The 18,189-nt window shown below is 65.2% G+C and carries 18 protein-coding genes and 1 pseudogene; 11 read left to right on the top strand and 8 right to left on the bottom strand.

Going from position 1 to position 18,189, the window contains the following annotated elements:
• From glyA to BMY06_RS26390, 3 genes and pseudogenes are all read left to right on the top strand, one after another.
• Positions 1-231, top strand: a pseudogene (gene glyA / locus BMY06_RS26400) (serine hydroxymethyltransferase); the annotation flags it as partial.
• Between the two features lie 40 nt (positions 232-271).
• A complete protein-coding gene (locus BMY06_RS26395) occupies positions 272-850 on the top strand; it encodes a plasmid fertility inhibition factor family protein (protein ID WP_074986239.1) in 579 nt (192 codons plus the stop codon).
• Between the two features lie 188 nt (positions 851-1,038).
• Positions 1,039-1,260: a hypothetical protein gene (locus tag BMY06_RS26390; protein WP_065060586.1), complete on the top strand. Its 222-nt coding sequence runs from the start codon at positions 1,039-1,041 to the stop codon at positions 1,258-1,260.
• 52 nt (positions 1,261-1,312) lie between these two features.
• Here BMY06_RS26390 and BMY06_RS26385 read toward each other — a convergent pair whose 3' ends face one another.
• Positions 1,313-2,638 carry an MFS transporter gene (locus BMY06_RS26385; RefSeq protein WP_074986238.1) on the bottom strand — a complete coding sequence of 442 codons (1,326 nt, stop codon included), beginning with the start codon at positions 2,636-2,638 and terminating at the stop codon, positions 1,313-1,315.
• Positions 2,639-3,777: 1,139 nt separating this feature from the next.
• Positions 3,778-4,773 carry a zinc-binding dehydrogenase gene (locus BMY06_RS26380; RefSeq protein ID WP_074986236.1) on the bottom strand — a complete coding sequence of 332 codons (996 nt, stop codon included), beginning with the start codon at positions 4,771-4,773 and terminating at the stop codon, positions 3,778-3,780.
• A 113-nt stretch (positions 4,774-4,886) separates the two neighbouring features.
• Between BMY06_RS26380 and BMY06_RS26375 the strand changes: the two genes are divergently transcribed.
• From BMY06_RS26375 to BMY06_RS26355, 5 genes are all read left to right on the top strand, one after another.
• The gene (locus BMY06_RS26375) at positions 4,887-5,777 is read left to right on the top strand and encodes a LysR family transcriptional regulator (protein ID WP_074986234.1); all 891 of its coding nucleotides are present in this window, start codon (positions 4,887-4,889) and stop codon (positions 5,775-5,777) included.
• A 216-nt stretch (positions 5,778-5,993) separates the two neighbouring features.
• Positions 5,994-6,659 (top strand): cation efflux transmembrane domain-containing protein, encoded by a 666-nt coding sequence (locus BMY06_RS26370; protein WP_161495554.1) that lies wholly within the window; start codon positions 5,994-5,996, stop codon positions 6,657-6,659.
• 227 nt (positions 6,660-6,886) lie between these two features.
• On the top strand, positions 6,887-7,375 hold the full coding sequence (locus tag BMY06_RS26365) for a DUF2753 family protein (RefSeq protein ID WP_080180387.1): 489 nt from the start codon (positions 6,887-6,889) through the stop codon (positions 7,373-7,375).
• 55 nt (positions 7,376-7,430) lie between these two features.
• Positions 7,431-8,054 carry a superoxide dismutase gene (locus BMY06_RS26360; RefSeq protein WP_074986231.1) on the top strand — a complete coding sequence of 208 codons (624 nt, stop codon included), beginning with the start codon at positions 7,431-7,433 and terminating at the stop codon, positions 8,052-8,054.
• A 46-nt stretch (positions 8,055-8,100) separates the two neighbouring features.
• Complete coding sequence (locus BMY06_RS26355) at positions 8,101-9,411, top strand: Nramp family divalent metal transporter (RefSeq protein WP_074986230.1); 1,311 nt, start codon at positions 8,101-8,103, stop codon at positions 9,409-9,411.
• 84 nt (positions 9,412-9,495) lie between these two features.
• Here the strand turns inward: BMY06_RS26355 and BMY06_RS26350 are convergent, their stop codons facing one another.
• The 5 genes from BMY06_RS26350 to BMY06_RS26330 all read right to left on the bottom strand — a co-directional run bounded on the left by BMY06_RS26350 (position 9,496) and on the right by BMY06_RS26330 (position 13,765).
• Positions 9,496-10,560: a fatty acid desaturase gene (locus BMY06_RS26350; RefSeq protein ID WP_065060580.1), complete on the bottom strand. Its 1,065-nt coding sequence runs from the start codon at positions 10,558-10,560 to the stop codon at positions 9,496-9,498.
• Positions 10,561-10,747: 187 nt separating this feature from the next.
• Complete coding sequence (locus tag BMY06_RS40255; protein ID WP_244144415.1) at positions 10,748-11,488, bottom strand: DUF2325 domain-containing protein; 741 nt, start codon at positions 11,486-11,488, stop codon at positions 10,748-10,750.
• A 330-nt stretch (positions 11,489-11,818) separates the two neighbouring features.
• Positions 11,819-12,586, bottom strand: a complete 768-nt coding sequence (map, locus tag BMY06_RS26340) for a type I methionyl aminopeptidase (RefSeq protein ID WP_074986227.1) — start codon at positions 12,584-12,586, stop codon at positions 11,819-11,821.
• Positions 12,583-12,795, bottom strand: coding sequence for a ParD-like family protein (locus BMY06_RS26335; RefSeq protein WP_065060615.1), 213 nt, complete (start codon positions 12,793-12,795; stop codon positions 12,583-12,585). The genes map and BMY06_RS26335 overlap by 4 nt, the downstream gene beginning before the upstream one ends.
• A gap of 73 nt (positions 12,796-12,868) precedes the next feature.
• Positions 12,869-13,765, bottom strand: a complete 897-nt coding sequence (locus BMY06_RS26330) for an AraC family transcriptional regulator (RefSeq protein ID WP_074986291.1) — start codon at positions 13,763-13,765, stop codon at positions 12,869-12,871.
• 158 nt (positions 13,766-13,923) lie between these two features.
• On the opposite strand from BMY06_RS26330, the gene BMY06_RS26325 reads away from it, so the two are divergent.
• Positions 13,924-14,700, top strand: coding sequence for an SDR family NAD(P)-dependent oxidoreductase (locus BMY06_RS26325; RefSeq protein WP_065060577.1), 777 nt, complete (start codon positions 13,924-13,926; stop codon positions 14,698-14,700).
• Between the two features lie 91 nt (positions 14,701-14,791).
• On the opposite strand, the gene BMY06_RS26320 is transcribed toward BMY06_RS26325, so the two are convergent.
• Positions 14,792-15,919, bottom strand: coding sequence for a branched-chain amino acid aminotransferase (locus BMY06_RS26320; protein ID WP_065060576.1), 1,128 nt, complete (start codon positions 15,917-15,919; stop codon positions 14,792-14,794).
• 247 nt (positions 15,920-16,166) lie between these two features.
• Here BMY06_RS26320 and BMY06_RS26315 point away from each other — a divergent pair, with 247 nt between their 5' ends.
• A complete protein-coding gene (locus tag BMY06_RS26315) occupies positions 16,167-16,820 on the top strand; it encodes an ASCH domain-containing protein (protein WP_237181559.1) in 654 nt (217 codons plus the stop codon).
• Between the two features lie 162 nt (positions 16,821-16,982).
• Positions 16,983-17,906 carry a class I SAM-dependent methyltransferase gene (locus BMY06_RS26310; protein WP_074986224.1) on the top strand — a complete coding sequence of 308 codons (924 nt, stop codon included), beginning with the start codon at positions 16,983-16,985 and terminating at the stop codon, positions 17,904-17,906.
• The last annotated feature ends 283 nt before the right edge of the window (positions 17,907-18,189 follow it).

The following is an 18,189-nucleotide window of genomic DNA, read 5'->3' as shown; positions in this document are numbered from 1 at the left end:
ATCACCGTGAACAAGAACGCGATCCCGAACGATCCGGAAAAGCCGTTCGTGACGAGCGGTATCCGTCTGGGCTCGCCGGCGATGACCACGCGCGGCTTCGGCGTGAAGGAAGCGGAGCGCGTAGGCAACTTGATCGCCGACGTACTCGAAGCCCCGAACGACGCCGCCACGATCGAGCGCGTCAAAGCGCAGGTCGCCGAACTGACGACGCGCTTCCCCGTGTATAGCTGAGTCGCGCACGCGCCGCCGCCTCGTTCATCAGGACATCGTCGTGCAAACCTATCTCGGTCCGCATCGCGCGGCCAACGGCCAGACACTCGCCCTGTTCAAGGTCACGACCGGCCAGGGCGAGGTCTTCATGAGCGTCAGCCGCACCGAGTTCGGCAACGACGAACGCGCGGTCGTCGAGGTTCGGCGCGACGCGCTATTCGGTTTGTGGCGCAACGACCTGCCCGACGCGATGCGCGCGTTTCCGGCCCGAGGCCGCGACGACGCAATGTTCAACGAAAAGATCGAGCTGGCCGAGGAAGGTTTCCGGCTCGGCATCAGCGATCCCGTCCCGCTCGTGGAAGTGCGCTGCGGCGTGCGGCCCCGCCTTGTCGCTGCGCATGCCACGGCACGTCCCTACATTTCGGTGATCGACGGCGTGGCGCGCGCGCTGTGGCTCGCATCGCATGGCACGCCGTGTTTTCCCGTCGAATGCGCGGTGTCCGATGCGCCCTTGCTCGCGCGGCTCGCCGGTACGCGCCGCAGTCGGTGGATGCGCGTTTCCGAAATCCTGCCGCCACCTGATTTCGGTCGTCGCGATGCGCCGCTCAACGGCGCATCGGCTCTCCAAAGCGCGCATTGAGCGCGGCGGCTTGCACGCGCGCGTCGACCTCGCGTCCGGCGTCGTCGAGTTCCGGAGCCGATTGCACCGCGCCCGAGTACAATTCCCTCAGACAGAATACGAATACCAGACCAGATAACGGACCGGACCACGGCGCGGCAATCCGCCCGGCGAACCGGCCATCGTTTTCGTCACACAGGGGAAACCGCATGAACCGCATCTTCATGACCCGCGAGGAAGTCATCCACCTGCTGCTGGAGGCCCACGCGACGGCGCGCGGCGGCAGCGCGCCGACCCTCATCAAGCCGGTCGGGCGCGATCCCGCCAAGGTCGAGGCGCTGGACCGGTTGCTGCTCGACGTGCGCGCCGGCCGCGTCAACGAGATCCGGCTCGACGCCAACGACAGCACGCACATCGCCATCACCGACTGAGGCTAGCGGTGCTCAGGCCGCACGCGCGCGCCTGAACACCGAGGCGATTCGCCTAGCTGCGCGTCGGCACGCTCGCGCCACTCGTCGTCAAGCCACGCGCGAGACTGACGACCGCGCCCGCTGCGGCGAAGGCCGCCGCCACAGCGAGACATTTGGTCGTCCGGTCGGCAACGTTCAACTGGAACAGCATCGTCACGAGCGACGAGCCGAGACACCAGCCCACCGTTCGCGCCACCGCCACGAGTCCGCCCGCCGCGCCGCTGCGCGCGACCGGTCCGGACGTCATCATGGTGGTGTTGTTCGGCGTCTGGAAGAAGCCGAAGCCCGCGCCGCACACCGCCATGCGGATCGCGATGTCGAGGTCGCCGGGCGACGCCGGCAGCATCGCCAGCGAGACGAGGCCGCAGGCCAGCACTGCCAGGCCCACGCTGCCGAGCACCGCCGCCGGATAGCGCGCCGAAAGACGGCCGGCGATGGGCGCCGCCACGGCGACGAGCAGCGGCCAGGGCGTGACCAGCAAGCCCGTCTCGACCGCCGAGCGATGCAGCAAGGTCTGCAACAGGAACGGAACCGAGATGTACGCGATGATCTGCGCCGCGTACGAACAGACCGATGTCGCGCCCGAAAGCGCAATCACCGGAATGCGCAGCAGATCCAGCGGCAGCAGCGGCGCAGCCCGCCGGCTTTGATGCCAGACGAGGCCCATCAGGAACACCGCGCCCACCGCCAGCATGGCGATTGCCCGGCCCGTATCGTGGCCGAGAATATCGACGCCCAGTACGAGCAGGCCCAAGGCAATCGCGTTGAGCAACGCGCCCGACAGATCGAATGGACGCGCGACGCCCTGACCGCGTGGCGCGACGGCGAGAAACAGCGGAATCGCCACGACGCAGGCCGGCACGTTGACGAGAAAGAGCCACGGCCACGCGGCAACCGAGAGAATGAGCGCCGCCACCGTCGGGCCCAATGCACCCGACATCGCCACCACCAGCGCAATCGACGCAAAGCCACGCGCGATCAGACTACGCGGATAAATCGACCTGACGAGCGCCGGACCCAATGCCGCGAGACACGCGCCGCCCACGCCCTGGAGCACGCGCGCGGCCACGAGAAACGACAGCGACGGCGCACTCGCGCAGCACACCGAGCCGATCAGGAACAGCACCAGCCCGATGGCGTAAATGCGCTTATGCCCGACGATTTCGCCCAGCGCCGCCGCAGGCAGCAGACACACGGCCACGGCAAGCTGATAACCGTTCACGACCCACACGACCGCCGCATCGCTGGTCCCGAGTTCGCGGACGAGCGTGGGCAGCGCGATATTGGCGATGGCGCTGTCGAGGTTGCTCAGCAGAATGCCGAGCAGAATGCAGCCCATGACGAGCCATCGTTGGCGCTCCGGCAAGCCTTGGCCTTCTGCCGGGCGTTGCGGTTGTTCAATGTGCGTTTGCAATCTCAGACTCCAGCGGTGCGTCGTTTTTAATGACGCGAATAAAACGATTCGAACGCGATCCCGGCCAGCGCGGCGCGAATATCGGTGCTATCGATGCGAGTAATCGTCATGGCCCACTCCTTTCGAATATTCAATCCGGATTACGAACAAATACGCCGAATAGATTCACTGGGACGAAAAGACGCGGCGTCAATGGCTGAAGACGAACGCGATTTCGCCCATCGACCGGCATCACCGAAATCGATAACGTGCGAAAGGAAACTGGCGGGTATGACAACGAGAAAGTCGAAAAGCGGTTTCATGGCGGCAATCGGGCGTAGTGGATCATCGCCCCAAGCCACAGGCTGACGATCAGTTACGCGTTGATTGACGTAAACGCTTACGATCACCATTGCGGCGACCGGCGTATGTTAAGGCAGTGATTATTTTTGTGCAATCACGCCAACTGGCGAAACAGGCTTGCATAAACATGACAGGCGAGCGTGGTTTCGTCGTGCTTTAACGCGGTGAATGCTTTTGAAGCGCCGATTCAGGAAGGCGACAAACGAGTCCGCCCGCCGCCAGTGCGGCATGCGAACTCGTCGGTCAATGGAGATCTCTCAGATTCCAGCGTATCGCCGTTCGTGAATGACGGCGTGCCAAGACGGTAATCGACGGTAAGATTTGCATCAACTGCGCTAAATCGCTACAGCCAACACTTCATTTCCAAATATTCCGGATAAGTTGCCAGAACGATTGATTCGCTGGACACCCTCGCATCTATCCGCTACGTAAGCCGTCGTAATTTACGTAAATGGACGTGCATCCGTCGCCCTGTTACCGTTTTCGTGTCCGTGGCGTGGTTGCCGCGGATACCTCCAGATCGATTCCGCTCCGGAAAAGGTCTTTCCGTCGCGTCCACCCCGGTCGCGACGGCTTTTTATGTCATCGCTTGCGTCGTTTTGCTGAATCCCCACATGAACGGCCATCATGCCGAGCATGCATATCCGGTCCACGCCCGGAGCGAGCAACGCCTGGCGCGTCGAGCGCGATCCGAAGCGTGAGCGACGCCCGCCGGAACTGCCTCACGGCACCAGCACGGCCTTCGCGCCACCCGCGCCTTCGTACGCCATCGCCGCGTCAATCTGCGCATAACGGAACGTGTCGCCGATGCGCGTGCGAAACAGCGGATCGTCGATCACCGTTTCCAGCGCCTGCAGCGCGGCCTCCAGCCGCCCACGATCCTTGACGGTGGCGCTGTCGAAATTGCTGAAGCGGCGGATGACGAGATTCTTCATCATCACCAGCGCGCTCGGAAACGAGACTGGCGACGCCCCGTCCAGAAAGCCGTAGCACCAGATGGTCGAATTCACCGGCAACGCCGTGGCGACTTCGCTGAGCAAACTGCCGCCGACGCCATCGAACACTGCCGTCGCGTCGAGTTTGGCCGCGCGTTCGGCGAGTTCAGCCGTGAAGCCTGCGCCGGTCGCGATCACGTGCTCGACGCCCGCCGCGCGCAGCGCATCGCGCGCCGCGTCGGTGCGCACGAGGAAAATGGCCGACAGGCCGCGACGGCGAGCGAGTACCGCCAGCGCATTGCCGGTCGCCGAATGCCCCGCCGTCACCACGATGCCGCGATGTCCGGCCGCGACGCTCTCCTCGATAAAGGCGTAGGCCGTCATGACGTTGACGAGCGAGCCGCTGTAATCGCGCGACTCGACGTGGTCGGGCAGGATCAGGCAACTGGTGTACGGCACCTGCGCGCGCTCTGACCACAAGCCCACGCTTTGCGCGCTGCGCCCGAGCGAGCGGTAGATCGCCACCTGACGGCCGACGTAGCGCGACGGCACGCCTTCCCCGACGGCGATCACCTTGCCCGCGCCCGACGCGCCCCAGACGTCATGCTGAATCGCGGGCAGCGCGACGCCCACCGACGCGGGCCGCTTGAGAAAGGTCTTGTCGCCGTGATTGATCGCCGACGCCGTCATCTCGATCACTACATGGCCCGCCGCCGCCTGCGCCGGAGCCGGCACGTCACGCACTTCCAGGTCCCGCGTCGCGGTCACGCAAATCGCTTTCATCGTTCTGTTCCTCCCGAAAAAGCCTCACCTTAACGGTCCGCATCCATTGCGAAAATGGCCACAATGGACATACCATCCATTCCATTCTGGAATTGACGAGAAGGAACAACCCCGTGGATCGACTCGATGCGATGCGCCTCTTCGTCAGGCTGGTCGAGACCGGCAGTTTCACGGCCGTGGCGCGCGCCGAAGGCATGGGGCAACCGGCCGTCAGCAAGCAGATCGGCGCGCTGGAGCGCTATCTGGGCGCGCCGCTGCTTGCGCGCACCTCGCGCCGCGTGAGCGTCACGGACGCCGGGCAGGCGTTTTACGCTTCGGCAAAGGCGCTGCTCGACGATTTCGATCTCGCGGAATCGGCGGTCGGCGTGCGGCAGCAGTCACCACGCGGCCTGATCCGGCTCAGCACGTCGCCCGTGCACGGACGCCTGTGCATCACGCCGCTGCTGCCCGCGTTCTTCCGGCGCTATCCGGATGTGGAAATCCAGATGTCGGTCTCGGAGCGCCAGGTCGATCTGATCGGCGACGGCATCGATCTCGCCGTGCGCCACGGCCGCATGCAGGATTCGGCGATGATCGCCCGCAAACTGTGCGACTCGCCGTTCGTGCTCGTGGCGAGCCGCGCCTATCTTGCGACGCATGCCGCGCCCGCGCATCCCGACGACCTCGATGCGCACGCGTGCGTGGTCTTCGCGCATGGCCGGGAGCGTCGTCCGTGGATATTCGGCTCGGGCGACGAGGCGATGGCCTACCTGCCGCGCGGCCCGTTCACGACCGGCGACGCCGAGCAGATTCGCGCGGCCATTCTCAGCGGGCTCGGCGTGGCGCAAGTGCCAGCGTGGGTCGTCGCGCCGGAGATCGCAACCGGCGACGTGCAGGTGCTGCTGCCGCAGTTTCAGCGCGACTCGCTGCCCACGCATCTGGTGCATCCCGCCGGCCGGCGCGTGCCCATGCGCGTCAAACTGCTGATGGATTTTCTGCTGACGGCATTCGCGGACGCGAGCTGAAACGATGGCGACGGCGACGGGCGGAGTGCATGGATCGTTGCGCACGCATCAAACCGCAGCCGCGACGCCCACCGTCATCAACATGCCATAAGCGGCTTGTACGCTCGGGGGTCACGAAAACTCCCCTCTGCGATTCGCATGCAATCCGTCACTCCAGTGTGCGATCGGGCATCCCTGCGCGCCGTCCGTTTCAGCGTCCTCGCGAGCGCCACGCTGGTGGCCCTGCAGCTCACGATCGGCTGGTGCGCGGATTCGCGGGCCATCATCGCCGACGGCACGCATACGCTCGTCGATCTGCTCGTCGACGCGGTGCTGTTCGCTTCGCTCTTTCTGCGCCTGCGGCAATGGCGCGGGATGCCCGCACGCGCCCTGTCGTGGACGCCGGCCACGCTGTGCACGGCGCTATCCGCGTTCGCAGGCGCGACGCTTCTCGCGCAGGGCATGGGCGCGTTCTCCGGCGATCCGACTGCGGCAGCGGCAACATCGGCGACGACTGGTGGAAGCTCGGAAAGCTGGGTGCTGCTTGCGGCGTTGCCGGTCATCGCGATCCGCGAGTACATGGCGCGTCGGCTCGGGGCGACCGCCGAGTCGGTTTCCGATACCGACGCCCACGCGGCGAGCGTCCTGAGCGCGAGCGCCTGGCACGCGCGCATCGACGCCTTGTCGGCCTGCGCGGCCGCCGTGGGCGCGGGCGGCATCCTCGCGGGCTTCGGCGGGCTCGACCAGATCGCGACGGGCTTAATCGGCGTCATCATGCTCGCCACTGCGCTCTTTTCAGCCAACAGCCCGGTGCGCAAAGGTCTCAGACGCCTCAGAAACCTGGCGTCGCGCGCCCTCCGCGCACGCGCCGCCGCCGGGCAAAGCGGCAGCATCGAGGCCTGAGCGCCGCTACTGGCGTTGGCCGCACCACACTAAGACATCGGCGCGCATCGGCGACATAAGCGCGCCGCTCCCCTCCGTCCATCGCCTTCCGTCCCCGCCAAAAACTGACATAACCCAACTGCCGCTCCGGTTATTCCGCCCACAATAAATGATAATGGTTATCATTTACAAATCCTGACGACGTAGACACCCGGTCTGCGTAAAGGGCACCTACAGGAGCCTCGATCATGCAACGGCACGCCATGCCTGCTCCCAGCCACCCGTCCGCACGCGATTCGAGCCTGACCCAGTGGCAAACCATCACGCGCCGGGCAATCGCCGCGGCGCGCGAAACCGGGGCGGCCTCGTCGCTTGCGGGCCACGAGGAAGCGCTGTGGATCGCGCGTCAACTGCTCGCCGCGCCGCCGCCCGCGCACGCGGAGGATTGCGTGGCGGCCTTCGTCGTCTCATGTCACAACCTCGCCGATCTGCATATCGATCAAGGCGACAGCGACACGGCCGCCAGCTATCTCTGCCGCGCGCACGAAGCGCTCATCGCGCTGATCCTCGACAACACCCGAACCGCCTCGCTGCGCCAGGCCGCGTTGCGCCACAGTCGCGAAACGCACCTCGCGCTCGTCGCTCACGTAGCAAGTCACGGCGCGCATCCGCTCGTGACGCGCGTCCTGCGTAGCGCCTGCCTCGCATTGAACGTCGACGGTCCCACGCAGCACTGACCCTCCACTGAACTTTTTGCTGCGCCACGCGGCCAGCCTCGCAAGGAGTCTTTCGATGTCCTATGTTTTGCCGGATCTGCCGTATGCGGTCGACGCGCTCGAACCGCACATCGATACCCGCACGATGGAGATTCACCACTCGAAGCACCATCAGACCTACGTCAACAATCTCAACGCCGCGCTCGAAGGCACCGAGTTTCAGGATCTACCGGTCGAAGCGCTGGTCGCGCGCGTCGAGTCGCTGCCCGAAGCGCTGCGTCCGGCTGTGCGCAACAACGGCGGCGGCCACGCCAATCACAGCCTGTTCTGGACCGTGATGTCGCCGCGCGGCGGCGGCGAGCCCGATGGCGCGCTGGCCGCCGCGATCGACGCCGATCTGGGCGGCTTCGCGGCGTTCAAGGACGCCTTCACGAAGGCCGCGCTCACGCGCTTCGGCAGCGGCTGGGCGTGGCTCAGCGTGAATCCTCATGGCAAGCTCGTGGTGGAAAGCACGGGCAACCAGGACAGTCCGCTGATGGCCGGGCTGATGTCGGGCAACACGCCGATTCTCGGCCTCGACGTCTGGGAACACGCCTACTACCTGAAGTACCAGAACCGGCGTCCCGAATATATCGGCGCCTTCTACAACGTCATCGACTGGGCGGAAGTCGCTCGCCGATACGCCGCCGCACGCGCATAACGACACGCAACACGCGCATGGCGCCCGGCGTCATGCGGGAGGCTCGATGAACACGGCGACAGACAGCTGCACGCTCACCGGGCGTGCCACCACGGCGATCCGCGAAGTGCTCGCGGGCGGCCCACGCGGACCGCGTTCGATGCTGCTGTTCGCAGGCCCGGCCGTGATCGCGTCGATCGCGTACATGGACCCGGGCAACTTCGCGACGAACATTCAGGCAGGCGCGGGCTTCGGCTACTCGCTGCTGTGGGTCGTGCTCGCGGCCAATCTCGTGGCGATGCTGTTTCAGGGGCTGTCCGCGAAACTCGGCATCGTCACCGGCCGCAATCTCGCGGAGCTGTGCCGCGAGCAGTTCTCGCGTCCGGCCGTCTACGCGATGTGGGTCGTGAGCGAAGTGGCCGCCATGGCGACCGACCTCGCCGAATTCCTCGGCGGCGCAATCGCGCTCGCCCTGCTCTGCAATCTCCCGCTGATCGCCGGCATGGCGATCACCGCCGTCGTCACTTACGCCATCCTCCTGTTCGAGAAAAACGGCTTCCGTCCGATGGAAATCGCCATCGGCGCGCTCGTTGCCGTGATCGGCCTGTGCTATCTCGTCGAGATGTTCATCGCGCCCGTTGCGTGGAGCGACGTCGCGCGCCATGCGCTGATTCCGTCGATGCCCGGCGGCGGCGCGCTGATTCTTTCGGCGGGGATCGTCGGCGCGACGGTGATGCCGCACGCGATCTATCTGCACTCGGGGCTGACACAGAACCGCATCGTCGGCGGCGATGCGCGCGAGCGGCGCTTGCTGGTGCGCTTTTCGAATCTGGAAGTAATCGTCGCGCTGTCAGTGGCCGGGCTCGTCAACATGGCGATGGTGATTATGGCGAGCGCCGCGTTTCACAGCAGCCACAGCGACATTGCGGAAATCGGCACCGCCTATCGCACGCTCACGCCGCTGCTCGGTGCGGGCGCCGCTTCGCTGTTTCTCGTCTCGCTGCTGTGCTCGGGCGTGTCCAGTTCGGTCGTCGGCACGATGGCCGGGCAGATGATCATGCAGGGCTTCGTCGGCTTTCGCATTCCGGTCTGGCTGCGTCGACTCGTGACGATGTTGCCCGCGTTCGTGGTCGTCGCGCTCGGCGTGAACGCGACGCAGGCGCTGATCGTCAGCCAGGTCGTGCTGTCGTTCGCGCTGCCGGTGCCGATGATCGCGCTGGTGTGCTTCACGCGCCGCCGCGACATCATGGGCGAATTCGCCAACGGACGCTTCACCGATATCGCGGCCATCGCCGCCACGGGCGTCGTTCTGGTGCTCAACGCGGTGTTGCTGCTGCAGACTCTGGGCATTGCGCTGCCGGGACTGAGCAGCGTGTAAACGCAGTTTGCGTCGATGCAAAAAAAGCGGCGCGCGCCTCGATGGCGCGCGCCGCTTTGTGTTTGGCGCTACCTGGATCTCACATCACGAATACGCGCGGCCCTGGTAATCCGTCCACTGCTGCGTGCTGAAATCGTAGAGCTTGCAGTGCTGCGCCGTCGAAAAATACCAGCGCCACGAAAACGGCTGGATCACGATGCGCTCGGGCAGCAACGTTTCGAGCGTCGATTGCGCCTCTTCGAGCCGGTACAGCGGAATGCTCATGTCGAGATGGTGCGCGGTGTGCTCCATGATGTGATGCATCAGCGCGCCGAAACGCCATTTGAACGTCAGATGCACGGTGGTCGAGATGAACGGCTGCGCGTTCGCCCACGCCGTGCGGTCGTCGTACCAGCGCACGCGCGCGTGCGTGTGGTGCACGTAGACGACGAAGCCGATCATCGAGCACCAGAACAGGAACGGCACCGCGAAGCCGAACACCAGCAGCACGAACACCGATTGCCCCGTCGCGAGCGCCGCCGCGACCAGGCCGCCCAGCCAGAACACCGCGTACACGGCAACGAGGCAGCAGTCGCGGAAGAACACCGGACGGCGCGTCGGCATGGCGGCCTTGGTCGGGAAGAACATGCGGCGCCACCAGATCTCGATCATGTAGTAGAGCCCGGGCCCCCAGCCGCTACGATAGATGCGCTCCATCATGCGGCGCGGTGCCGACAGCGCACGGAATTCCGCGAGACTCAGCGGCGCCCAGATGAAATCGAAACCCTTGAGGTTCGTATAGCCGTGGTGCACGACGTTGTGCCCGACTTCCCAGAGGCTGTACGGCGTAAGCGACGGCAGGAACGCGATGCGGCCGAGCCATTTGTTGAGCGTGCGGCGCGGCGTGAGGCTCTGATGGCACGCGTCGTGTCCGATGATGAACAGACGGCCGATCACGAAGCCCGAAAGCAGCGCGCCGGCGAACTTGAGCCAGAGGCTGCGCGCGAATACCACGAGCGCGATCAGCGCGGCAAAGATCGCATAGTCGATCAGCAGGAGGACGATGGGATAGACCGTCGTGCGTCCCGAGAGCGAAACCAGCCACGAGCGCAGGATCTTGCGGTGCGGCAGCGGGTCACCTGGCGGTATAGGCTGGACAGGTGCAGTCATAGTTCGAATTACCTCGATGATTAATAAGAAGCAGGCCGCCAACGCCAGGCGCGTGAGCGCGTGCGAAACGCGCGGGCGGCAATCATGCGTTTGCGGCGCGGCCCTTTCGGGCGGCGCGCCGCGCACCCGGAACCTTTAATCAGTATCCCGAGGGCCGTATTGATAGAGATCAAGTTTTTGAAAGTGGCTAGTCGGCGCTATCGACCGATGCCGTATTTCTCGATGCCGTCACGCGTTCGAGCGCGTCGGGGTGCTCGACCAGAATGCATTGCTTGCCCGTTCGGGCGCAGTAATCCTTCACGCGCCACCAGTCGCCGTGACTCACGCAGCCGGCCTGACAGATGACGAGATCGGCGTCGGCAAGACCCGCTTTGAGCTGTTCCGCACTGGCCGCGTTCGTGCGCACGAGGCGCACGCCGCTCTCCGCGAGCGCCCGTTCGGTGCGCGCGGTTTCGTCGGCGTGCTGGGCGGCTTCGCGGTCCTGCGCGATCCACATGACGACGCGCCTGCGCTCGGTCGGCGGCGCAGCCGTTCTCGGCTCGCTCGCGGCGTTTGAGGCGTTTGAGGCGTTCGAAGCGCTTGAAGCGTTCGAGGCGGCGACCGGCGCGCGCTTCGCTTCGGGAGAGCGGCGCATCAGCGCGTGCACTCTTGCTTCGAGCACGCGCACCTGCTGGGCGAGCGCGAGGCGCTTCGGCAGCCCCGCAATCGCCGTTTTCACGTCGTGCAATTCGTCGCGCGTCCACGCGAGCGCGGTTTCGCGGATCACCACGGCGGCCCGCAGTCGCATCGTCTGGGCTTCGAGCGCCGCGATTCTCTGCGCCTGCGCGTCGATAACGGCCGACGCGCGCCGTTGCGCCCGCCCCAACTCCCGAACCACCCTGCCGTGCTCGTCGCACAGGCGCACCCAGTTCAGATCAGTCGCCGTCATGTTCATTCACCCTCGCAGGCATTCGCGTCCGAATTGCTCGTTTTGATCCCCGCCATAATAGCAATGATTCTCATTTACCAGAAGTCTCCCTCCCGACGCTGGGGGGAATGCGCGGCGCGATGCGCGAGCGACAATGCGCTGGGGATGGGTCTTCGAGGACGAGTGCGGCCTTGCCTTCGGCCAGTGGCGTCGGCGTTTGCGGCGGATGGAGTCGAGCGTGCGGCGCGCGGCGAGACGCCGCGGCGGGATGAAGCAGGTAACAGCACGAAAGATTTAAATGGCGCGGAACGCGAAGCAACGCCCGCGCAGTCGCGACTCCTCAGTCGCGACTCAATTGACCACGCGCTCGCCCGGCCGCAACGTCAGCACGCGCACGCCGTTGCGCGTCACCGCGACCGTGTGCTCGAACTGCGCGGACAGTTTTCCGTCGCGCGTGACAACCGTCCAGCCGTCGTCCTCGGTCTCGACGGCGGCGCGGCCCTGATTGAGCATCGGCTCGATGGTAAAGACCATCCCTTCGCGCAGCGTCAGCCCCGTGCGCGGTCGGCCCCAGTGCAGCACCTGCGGATCTTCGTGCATTTCGCGGCCGATGCCGTGCCCGCAATACTCCCGCACGACCGCATAGCCATTGCGCCGCGCGTGCCGCTCGATCGCATGCCCCACGTCGCCGAGCGTGGCGCCGGGACGCACCGCGCGAATGCCCTTCCACATCGCCTCGTAAGTCACATCCACGAGGCGTTTCGCGAGCGGCGACACTTCGCCGACCAGATAGGTCTTGCTGGAATCGGCGATATAGCCGTTCTTCTCCAGCGTGATGTCGAAGTTGACGATGTCGCCGCTTTGCAGGATCTCGCTCGCGGACGGCACGCCGTGGCACACCACATGATTGCGCGACGCATTGAGCGCATAGGCGTAGCCGTACTGCCCCTTGCTGGCCGGCCGCGCCTTGAGTTCGTTGACGATGAGACCGTCGACGAGATCGTTCACCGCCATCGTCGACATGCCGATCAGGCTCAGCCGGTCCAGACGCGCGAACACGTCCGCGAGCAATTTGCCCGACTCCGCCATCAGCGCGATTTCCTCTGGCCGCTTCGTCACGCCGACGCCACCTTGAGCGCTTCCGCCGCCACGCCCGCGGCGCGCAGTTCGCGCGTGACGATCTCGTTGAACGGCGTCGTCGGATTCATTTCGCACAACATGCCGACCTTGATCCAGAACGCCGCCTGCGCGTTGATCGAGCGGCACGACACGCCGCTCGCCTTGCGGATCTGATCGTGCAGATCGTCGTCGATATTAACAATGCCCACTTGCTGCTCCGTATATATGATCCATATACGAATCATATATACGATGCCGCAAGTCGTGCAAGCGATATCTGGCTCAGCCCGCTTCGAGCGCGGGGCGCAACTGCTTCGTGTCGCGGCTGGGCGGCGCGCCGAACATGCGCGCGTACTCGCGGCTGAACTGCGACGCGCTCTCGTAGCCGACCGCGAACGCCGCCGCCTCGACGCCGATCGCCTGCGACAGCATCAGCCGGCGCGCCTCGAGCAAGCGCAACTGCTTCTGATATTGAACCGGCGTCAGCGACGTCAGCGCCTTGAATTGCCGATGAAACGCCGAGCGGCTCAGTTGCGCGACCGAGGCGAGTTCGTCGACGTGAATCGGCGCGGCGTAGCGCTGGCGCAGCGAACGGATCGCGTTCATCACGCGTTGCGAGGGGCTGTCCGCGAGCGCGAAGCGCGCCACCTCGCCGCCGTGCGGCCCGGCCAGCAGCCAGTAGCTCATCTCGCGCCGGATCAGCGGCGCGACGGTCGCAACCGCCTCGGGCGTGTCGAGCAGGCGCACGAGGCGCAGCGCGCAGTCGGCGAGCGGGCCGTCGAAGTCGGTCACCAGCACGCCCCGCGCGCGCTGCGAGGCGGCCACGGGCGGGCGCGGCATCTGCTCGACCACGCTGCGCAGTTCGCCCAGATCGAGTTCGACGATCAGCACGAGGCAAGGCTCGTCGGGCCGCGCTTCGAACACGCGGCCGAGCGACGGCGCTTCCACGCCGACCACCAAGGCCTGGCCCGCGCGGTATTCGAGCTGGCTGCCGCCGAACGTCGCCCATTTCGCCCCCTGCGCGACGATGCACATCGCCGGACTCGCGAGCCGGTAGGACGGCGGCGTCGGGTGATCGGAGCGAAGAATGAGCACGCCGTCGATGGCCGTGGCGTAGGGACTTTGCGCGGTCTGACGCTGCGTGTAACGCAGCATCGCCGCGGCGAGCGGAGCGGACATGATCGGGACAATGATGGAGAAAGTGGGCGGACGACGTGCGCCGAGCATACTCCGCCCGAGCACAATCAGGCAGAAATCAGGCGCGTTTCGGCATTCAAGCGCCCCCTCTCGCGTTCATAAAATCGCGGTACCCACTGATTGAATGAGAGAGGAAAACCATGTCACAGACGACTCAACCCCTTTCCGGCCCGATCGCGATCGTCACCGGCGGCAGCCGCGGCATCGGCCGCGATACCGTGTTGCGCCTCGCGGCGCGCGGCGTTCGCTCGATCTTCACCTACCGCTCGAACGAGCAGGAAGCGCAGGCCGTGATCGCGCTGACGAAGGAAGCCGGCGCGCCCGGCGTGGCGCTTCGGCTGGACACCGGCGTTGCCGCCGGGTTCGAGGCGTTCGCCGCGCAGGTGCGCGACACGCTCGGCGCGATGGGCGCGCAGCGCTTCGACTATCTGGTCAACAACGCGGGCACGTCGTCCGCCGCGAGCCTTGCCTCCGCGACGGAAGCCGAACTCGACGCGCAATTCGCCGTCCATTTCAAGGGCGTGTTCCTGCTGACGCAAAAGCTGCTGCCGCTGATGAACGACGGCGGGCGCATCGTCAATATCTCGTCCGGGCTGGCGCGCTTCGCGTTTCCGAATCGCGCCGTCTACGGGCCGATGAAGGCGGCCGTGGAAGCGCTCACGCGCTATATGGCGCTCGAACTGGGGCCGCGCCGCATCGCGGTCAACGTGGTCGCGCCCGGCGCGATCGCCACCGATTTCAGCGGCGGCATGGTCCGCGACAATCCGGAAGTCAACAAGGCGGTCGCCGATCACACGGCGCTCGGCCGGGCCGGACTGCCGCAGGACGTCGGACCGGTGATCGCCGGGCTGCTGTCGAACGATTTCGGCTGGGTGAACGCCCAGCGGATCGAAGTCGCGGGCGGGATGCATATCTGACGCGCGGTTTGCCGCGCGTCAACGCAAAAGCGGCGCTCCGGGAGCGCCGCTTTATTTGACCGCCCTGAATCAGCGGTCCTACTGCGCGATCTTACTGCGCAGCGGTCACGGGCTGGGCTTCGACCGTGCGCACCCAGCCGCGCGTGTCCGGCGCCTTGCCGCGCTGGATGTCGGTGAGCAGCGTGCGCAGTTGGCGCGTGACCGCACCCTCGCCGCCGTCGCCGATCTTGAACTCGCCGCCGGCGTGACGCACGGCGCCGATCGCCGTGACGACCGCCGCGGTGCCGCAGGCGAAGGTTTCCTTGACACGGCCCGACGCCGCATCGGCTTGCCATTCGTCGAACGCATACGGCGCTTCATTGACCGTGAAGCCCTCGGCGCGCGCCAGTTCGATGATCGACGCGCGCGTGATGCCGGGCAGGATCGTGCCCGACAGCGGCGGCGTGCGCAGCGAATTGTCGTCCATGACGAAGAAGATGTTCATGCCGCCGAGTTCCTCGATCCAGCGATGCGAGGCGGCGTCCAGGAACACCACCTGGTCGCAGCCGTGCGACGAGGCTTCCGTCTGCGCGATCAGGCTGGCCGCGTAGTTGCCACCGCACTTGGCCGCGCCCGTGCCGCCCGGCGCGGCGCGCGTGTAGTGATCCGACGCCCACACCGTGACGGCCGACTTGCCCGACTTGAAATAGGGGCCGACCGGACACGCGATCACGCAGAAGAGGAACTCCGAAGCCGCGCGCACGCCCAGATAGTTCTCGATGGCGAACATGAACGGACGCAGATACAGGCTGCTGCCTTCGCCGCCCGGCACCCAGGCGCGATCGATGTCGACGAGCGCTTCCACCGCGCCGACGAACAACGCTTCCGGCAGTTCGGGCATCGACATGCGGCTTGCCGAGGCGCGGAAGCGCTTGGCGTTTTCCTGCGGGCGGAACAGCGAAATCTCGCCGTTTTCACGACGGTAAGCCTTCATGCCTTCGAAGATTTCCTGGGCGTAGTGCAGCACCGCGCAGGCCGGATCGATTTCAAAAGCGCGGCGGGGACCAACTTTGGCGTCATGCCAGCCGAGGCCTTCCTTCCAGCGGATCGTGACCATGTGGTCCGTAAACACCTTGCCGAATACGGGGTCAGCTAACGACGCGGTGATGGCGGCGGCGGGCGTCGGCTGCGGGTGGCGTTCGAGGGTAAACTCGGGCTGGGGAGTGGCAGTCTTGTTCATGGCGTGTAAAAAAGCTGGAAAAATGCGCCCGTAATGGTCGGCGGCCCTCCAGTATGGCAATTTCGTCGCGGACGCGCCAGCGAACCCGCTTATTTGTGCAGTGCAGTAACGGCGGTTTCGACGTCGCAGCCTGCTTTCGTCAAGCGCTGGTGGACGGTGGAGCGACGGCTGGCGACGGCCCCGAGTCGCCATGAGTCGCTATGAGTCGCCATCTGTGCCGGAAGAATGACCGATCTGCGCTCGCGCCTTGCGGCGCTTCCGGGCGGAACCTTGGGCGACGGCAATCCGCTCCGCAGACAATTTCCGCCGATCAGCCCATTACTCAGGATTACCAGGAAAATCGCCTCGGCAAGAAGTCGACACCCGGGCCTTTCCAGATCACCCACGCTTAATTTGTCGGGATACGATGCGCTCTCGCCAGGAGCATTGCGTGAAGGAAAATGTAAGGAAAATCGTCGCTGAGTTGAATGCACGCGGCATTCAGTTGCCGGACGGCGATATTCGCCTCGGTGGCTTCGGCGACTCCGCAGCGCTTTCGAATTCGCTGATCGATCTGATCGTTGCCGGCGCGAAGCGCGCAACGTCCAGCCTGCTCTGGTCGTGGCACTTCGACAACGAGACGCCACCCAGGACGGGCGACGTCGAAATCGTTCTCGACTGGCAGGGCGCGCCCGCCTTGATCCGCCGGACCACGCAAGTCGACATCACGCCGTTCGATTGCGTGGCCGCGGATTTCGCGGCCGGCGAAGGAGAAGGCGATCTTTCGCTCGCGTACTGGCGAAACGAACATTGGCGCTTCTTCAGCGAAGAATGCAGGCGAATCGGCCGTGTGGCGGAAAAGACCATGCCGGTCGTATGCGAGCGCTTTGAAGTGCTTCGGGCGCTGACGCCCACGCAATGAATTGTTAGCGGCTAATCTCGGCTAATCTCGACCAATCCCTATTCCCACTAACGATCGCTAACCCGCCCCGATCCCATGTAAATCCCTGCTCGTCCCGCACTACCTCATGTCGCCGCAACCCTCACGGGTGCGGCCGGTTTTGCACGAACAGGGAATTGATCCATGGAATTCAATCCGGACACGGGCGCGCTCGCGCCCTCGCCGCAACTCGCCCATTCCGAAGAATGGTTCGGCGCTTATCGCGACTACTGGTGGAACGCCGATTTTCTCGACCTGATGGCCCAACGCTGGCGACTCGCGGATCGCCACAGTCTGCTCGATATCGGCTGCGGACAATGTCACTGGAGTCGCTTGCTCGCGCCGCGCATGGCGCGAGGCGTGCACGTGAGCGCGCTCGATCGCGATGTCAAATGGGCGGCGGGCGACGCTGCGATTGCATCGGCATTCGCGGCTTTCGGCGCGAGCGTCGCGTTTCGGCAAGGCGATGCCCAGGCGTTACCGTTCGCCGACGACAGCTTCGACGTCGTGACCTGCCAGACCGTACTGATCCACCTTGCCGACCCGCTCGCCGCCTTGCGCGAAATGCGCCGCGTCGTGCGGCCCGGCGGCATCGTGATCTGCGCCGAACCCTGCAATCTGGTGCAGGCCGCCCTCGCGAACGCGACGACCACCGACCTGTCGATCGACGAGCTTTGTGATGCGTTTCGTTATGCGCTGCTGTGCGAGCGCGGCAAGCGCGCGGCCGGAGAAGGCGTGTTATCGCTCGGCGATCGCTTGCCGCGTGTGTTTCAGCTCGCCGGATTCACCGGCATTCAAACCTGGCTCTCGGATAAAGCCGCGCCAATCCTGCCGCCTTACGACGATCACGAAACGCGCGTGAATCTGGCTGAATTGAATGCGGCGCATGACGTCGCTCGCGCGGCATTGTGGGAGAGTCAGGTCGATGGCTGGGTCGCGGCGTTGCATGACGTCGAAGCACAGGCGTTCGTGGCCGGCATCCACGCAAAACGCGCAGAAAGCCAAAGCGAATTGCGCGCGTCGATGCCCAATGCTACTGGGACAGCGGCGCAACGCTCACGTATTTAGTCTCGGCGGGTAAATAACGGCGAGGGGCGCGGGCAAGACGCCCGCGCATTCGACATGCCGATGTCCCCATACGGCGAGCGCCGGGCGGACGAAATAAAAAGTGCCAGCAGTCGCTGGCACAAGCCGATCTTGCCGGGGAAGCAAACACGGCGGGGAAATCAGTGAACCGAATTAACTGTTCGGTACAAATCAGACACGCAGTGTAATCGCGACGCTCCAAAAAATCCATGACTCCCCAAATTTGTTTTGTAACTCGCGTGAATAAACATCAGACGAAGCGCGG

The sequence above is a fragment of the Paraburkholderia tropica genome, from assembly GCF_900109265.1.
Taxonomy (GTDB): domain Bacteria; phylum Pseudomonadota; class Gammaproteobacteria; order Burkholderiales; family Burkholderiaceae; genus Paraburkholderia; species Paraburkholderia tropica.
Note: the sequence above shows the minus strand (reverse complement) of the source record. Positions and strands in the feature narration are given on the sequence as shown.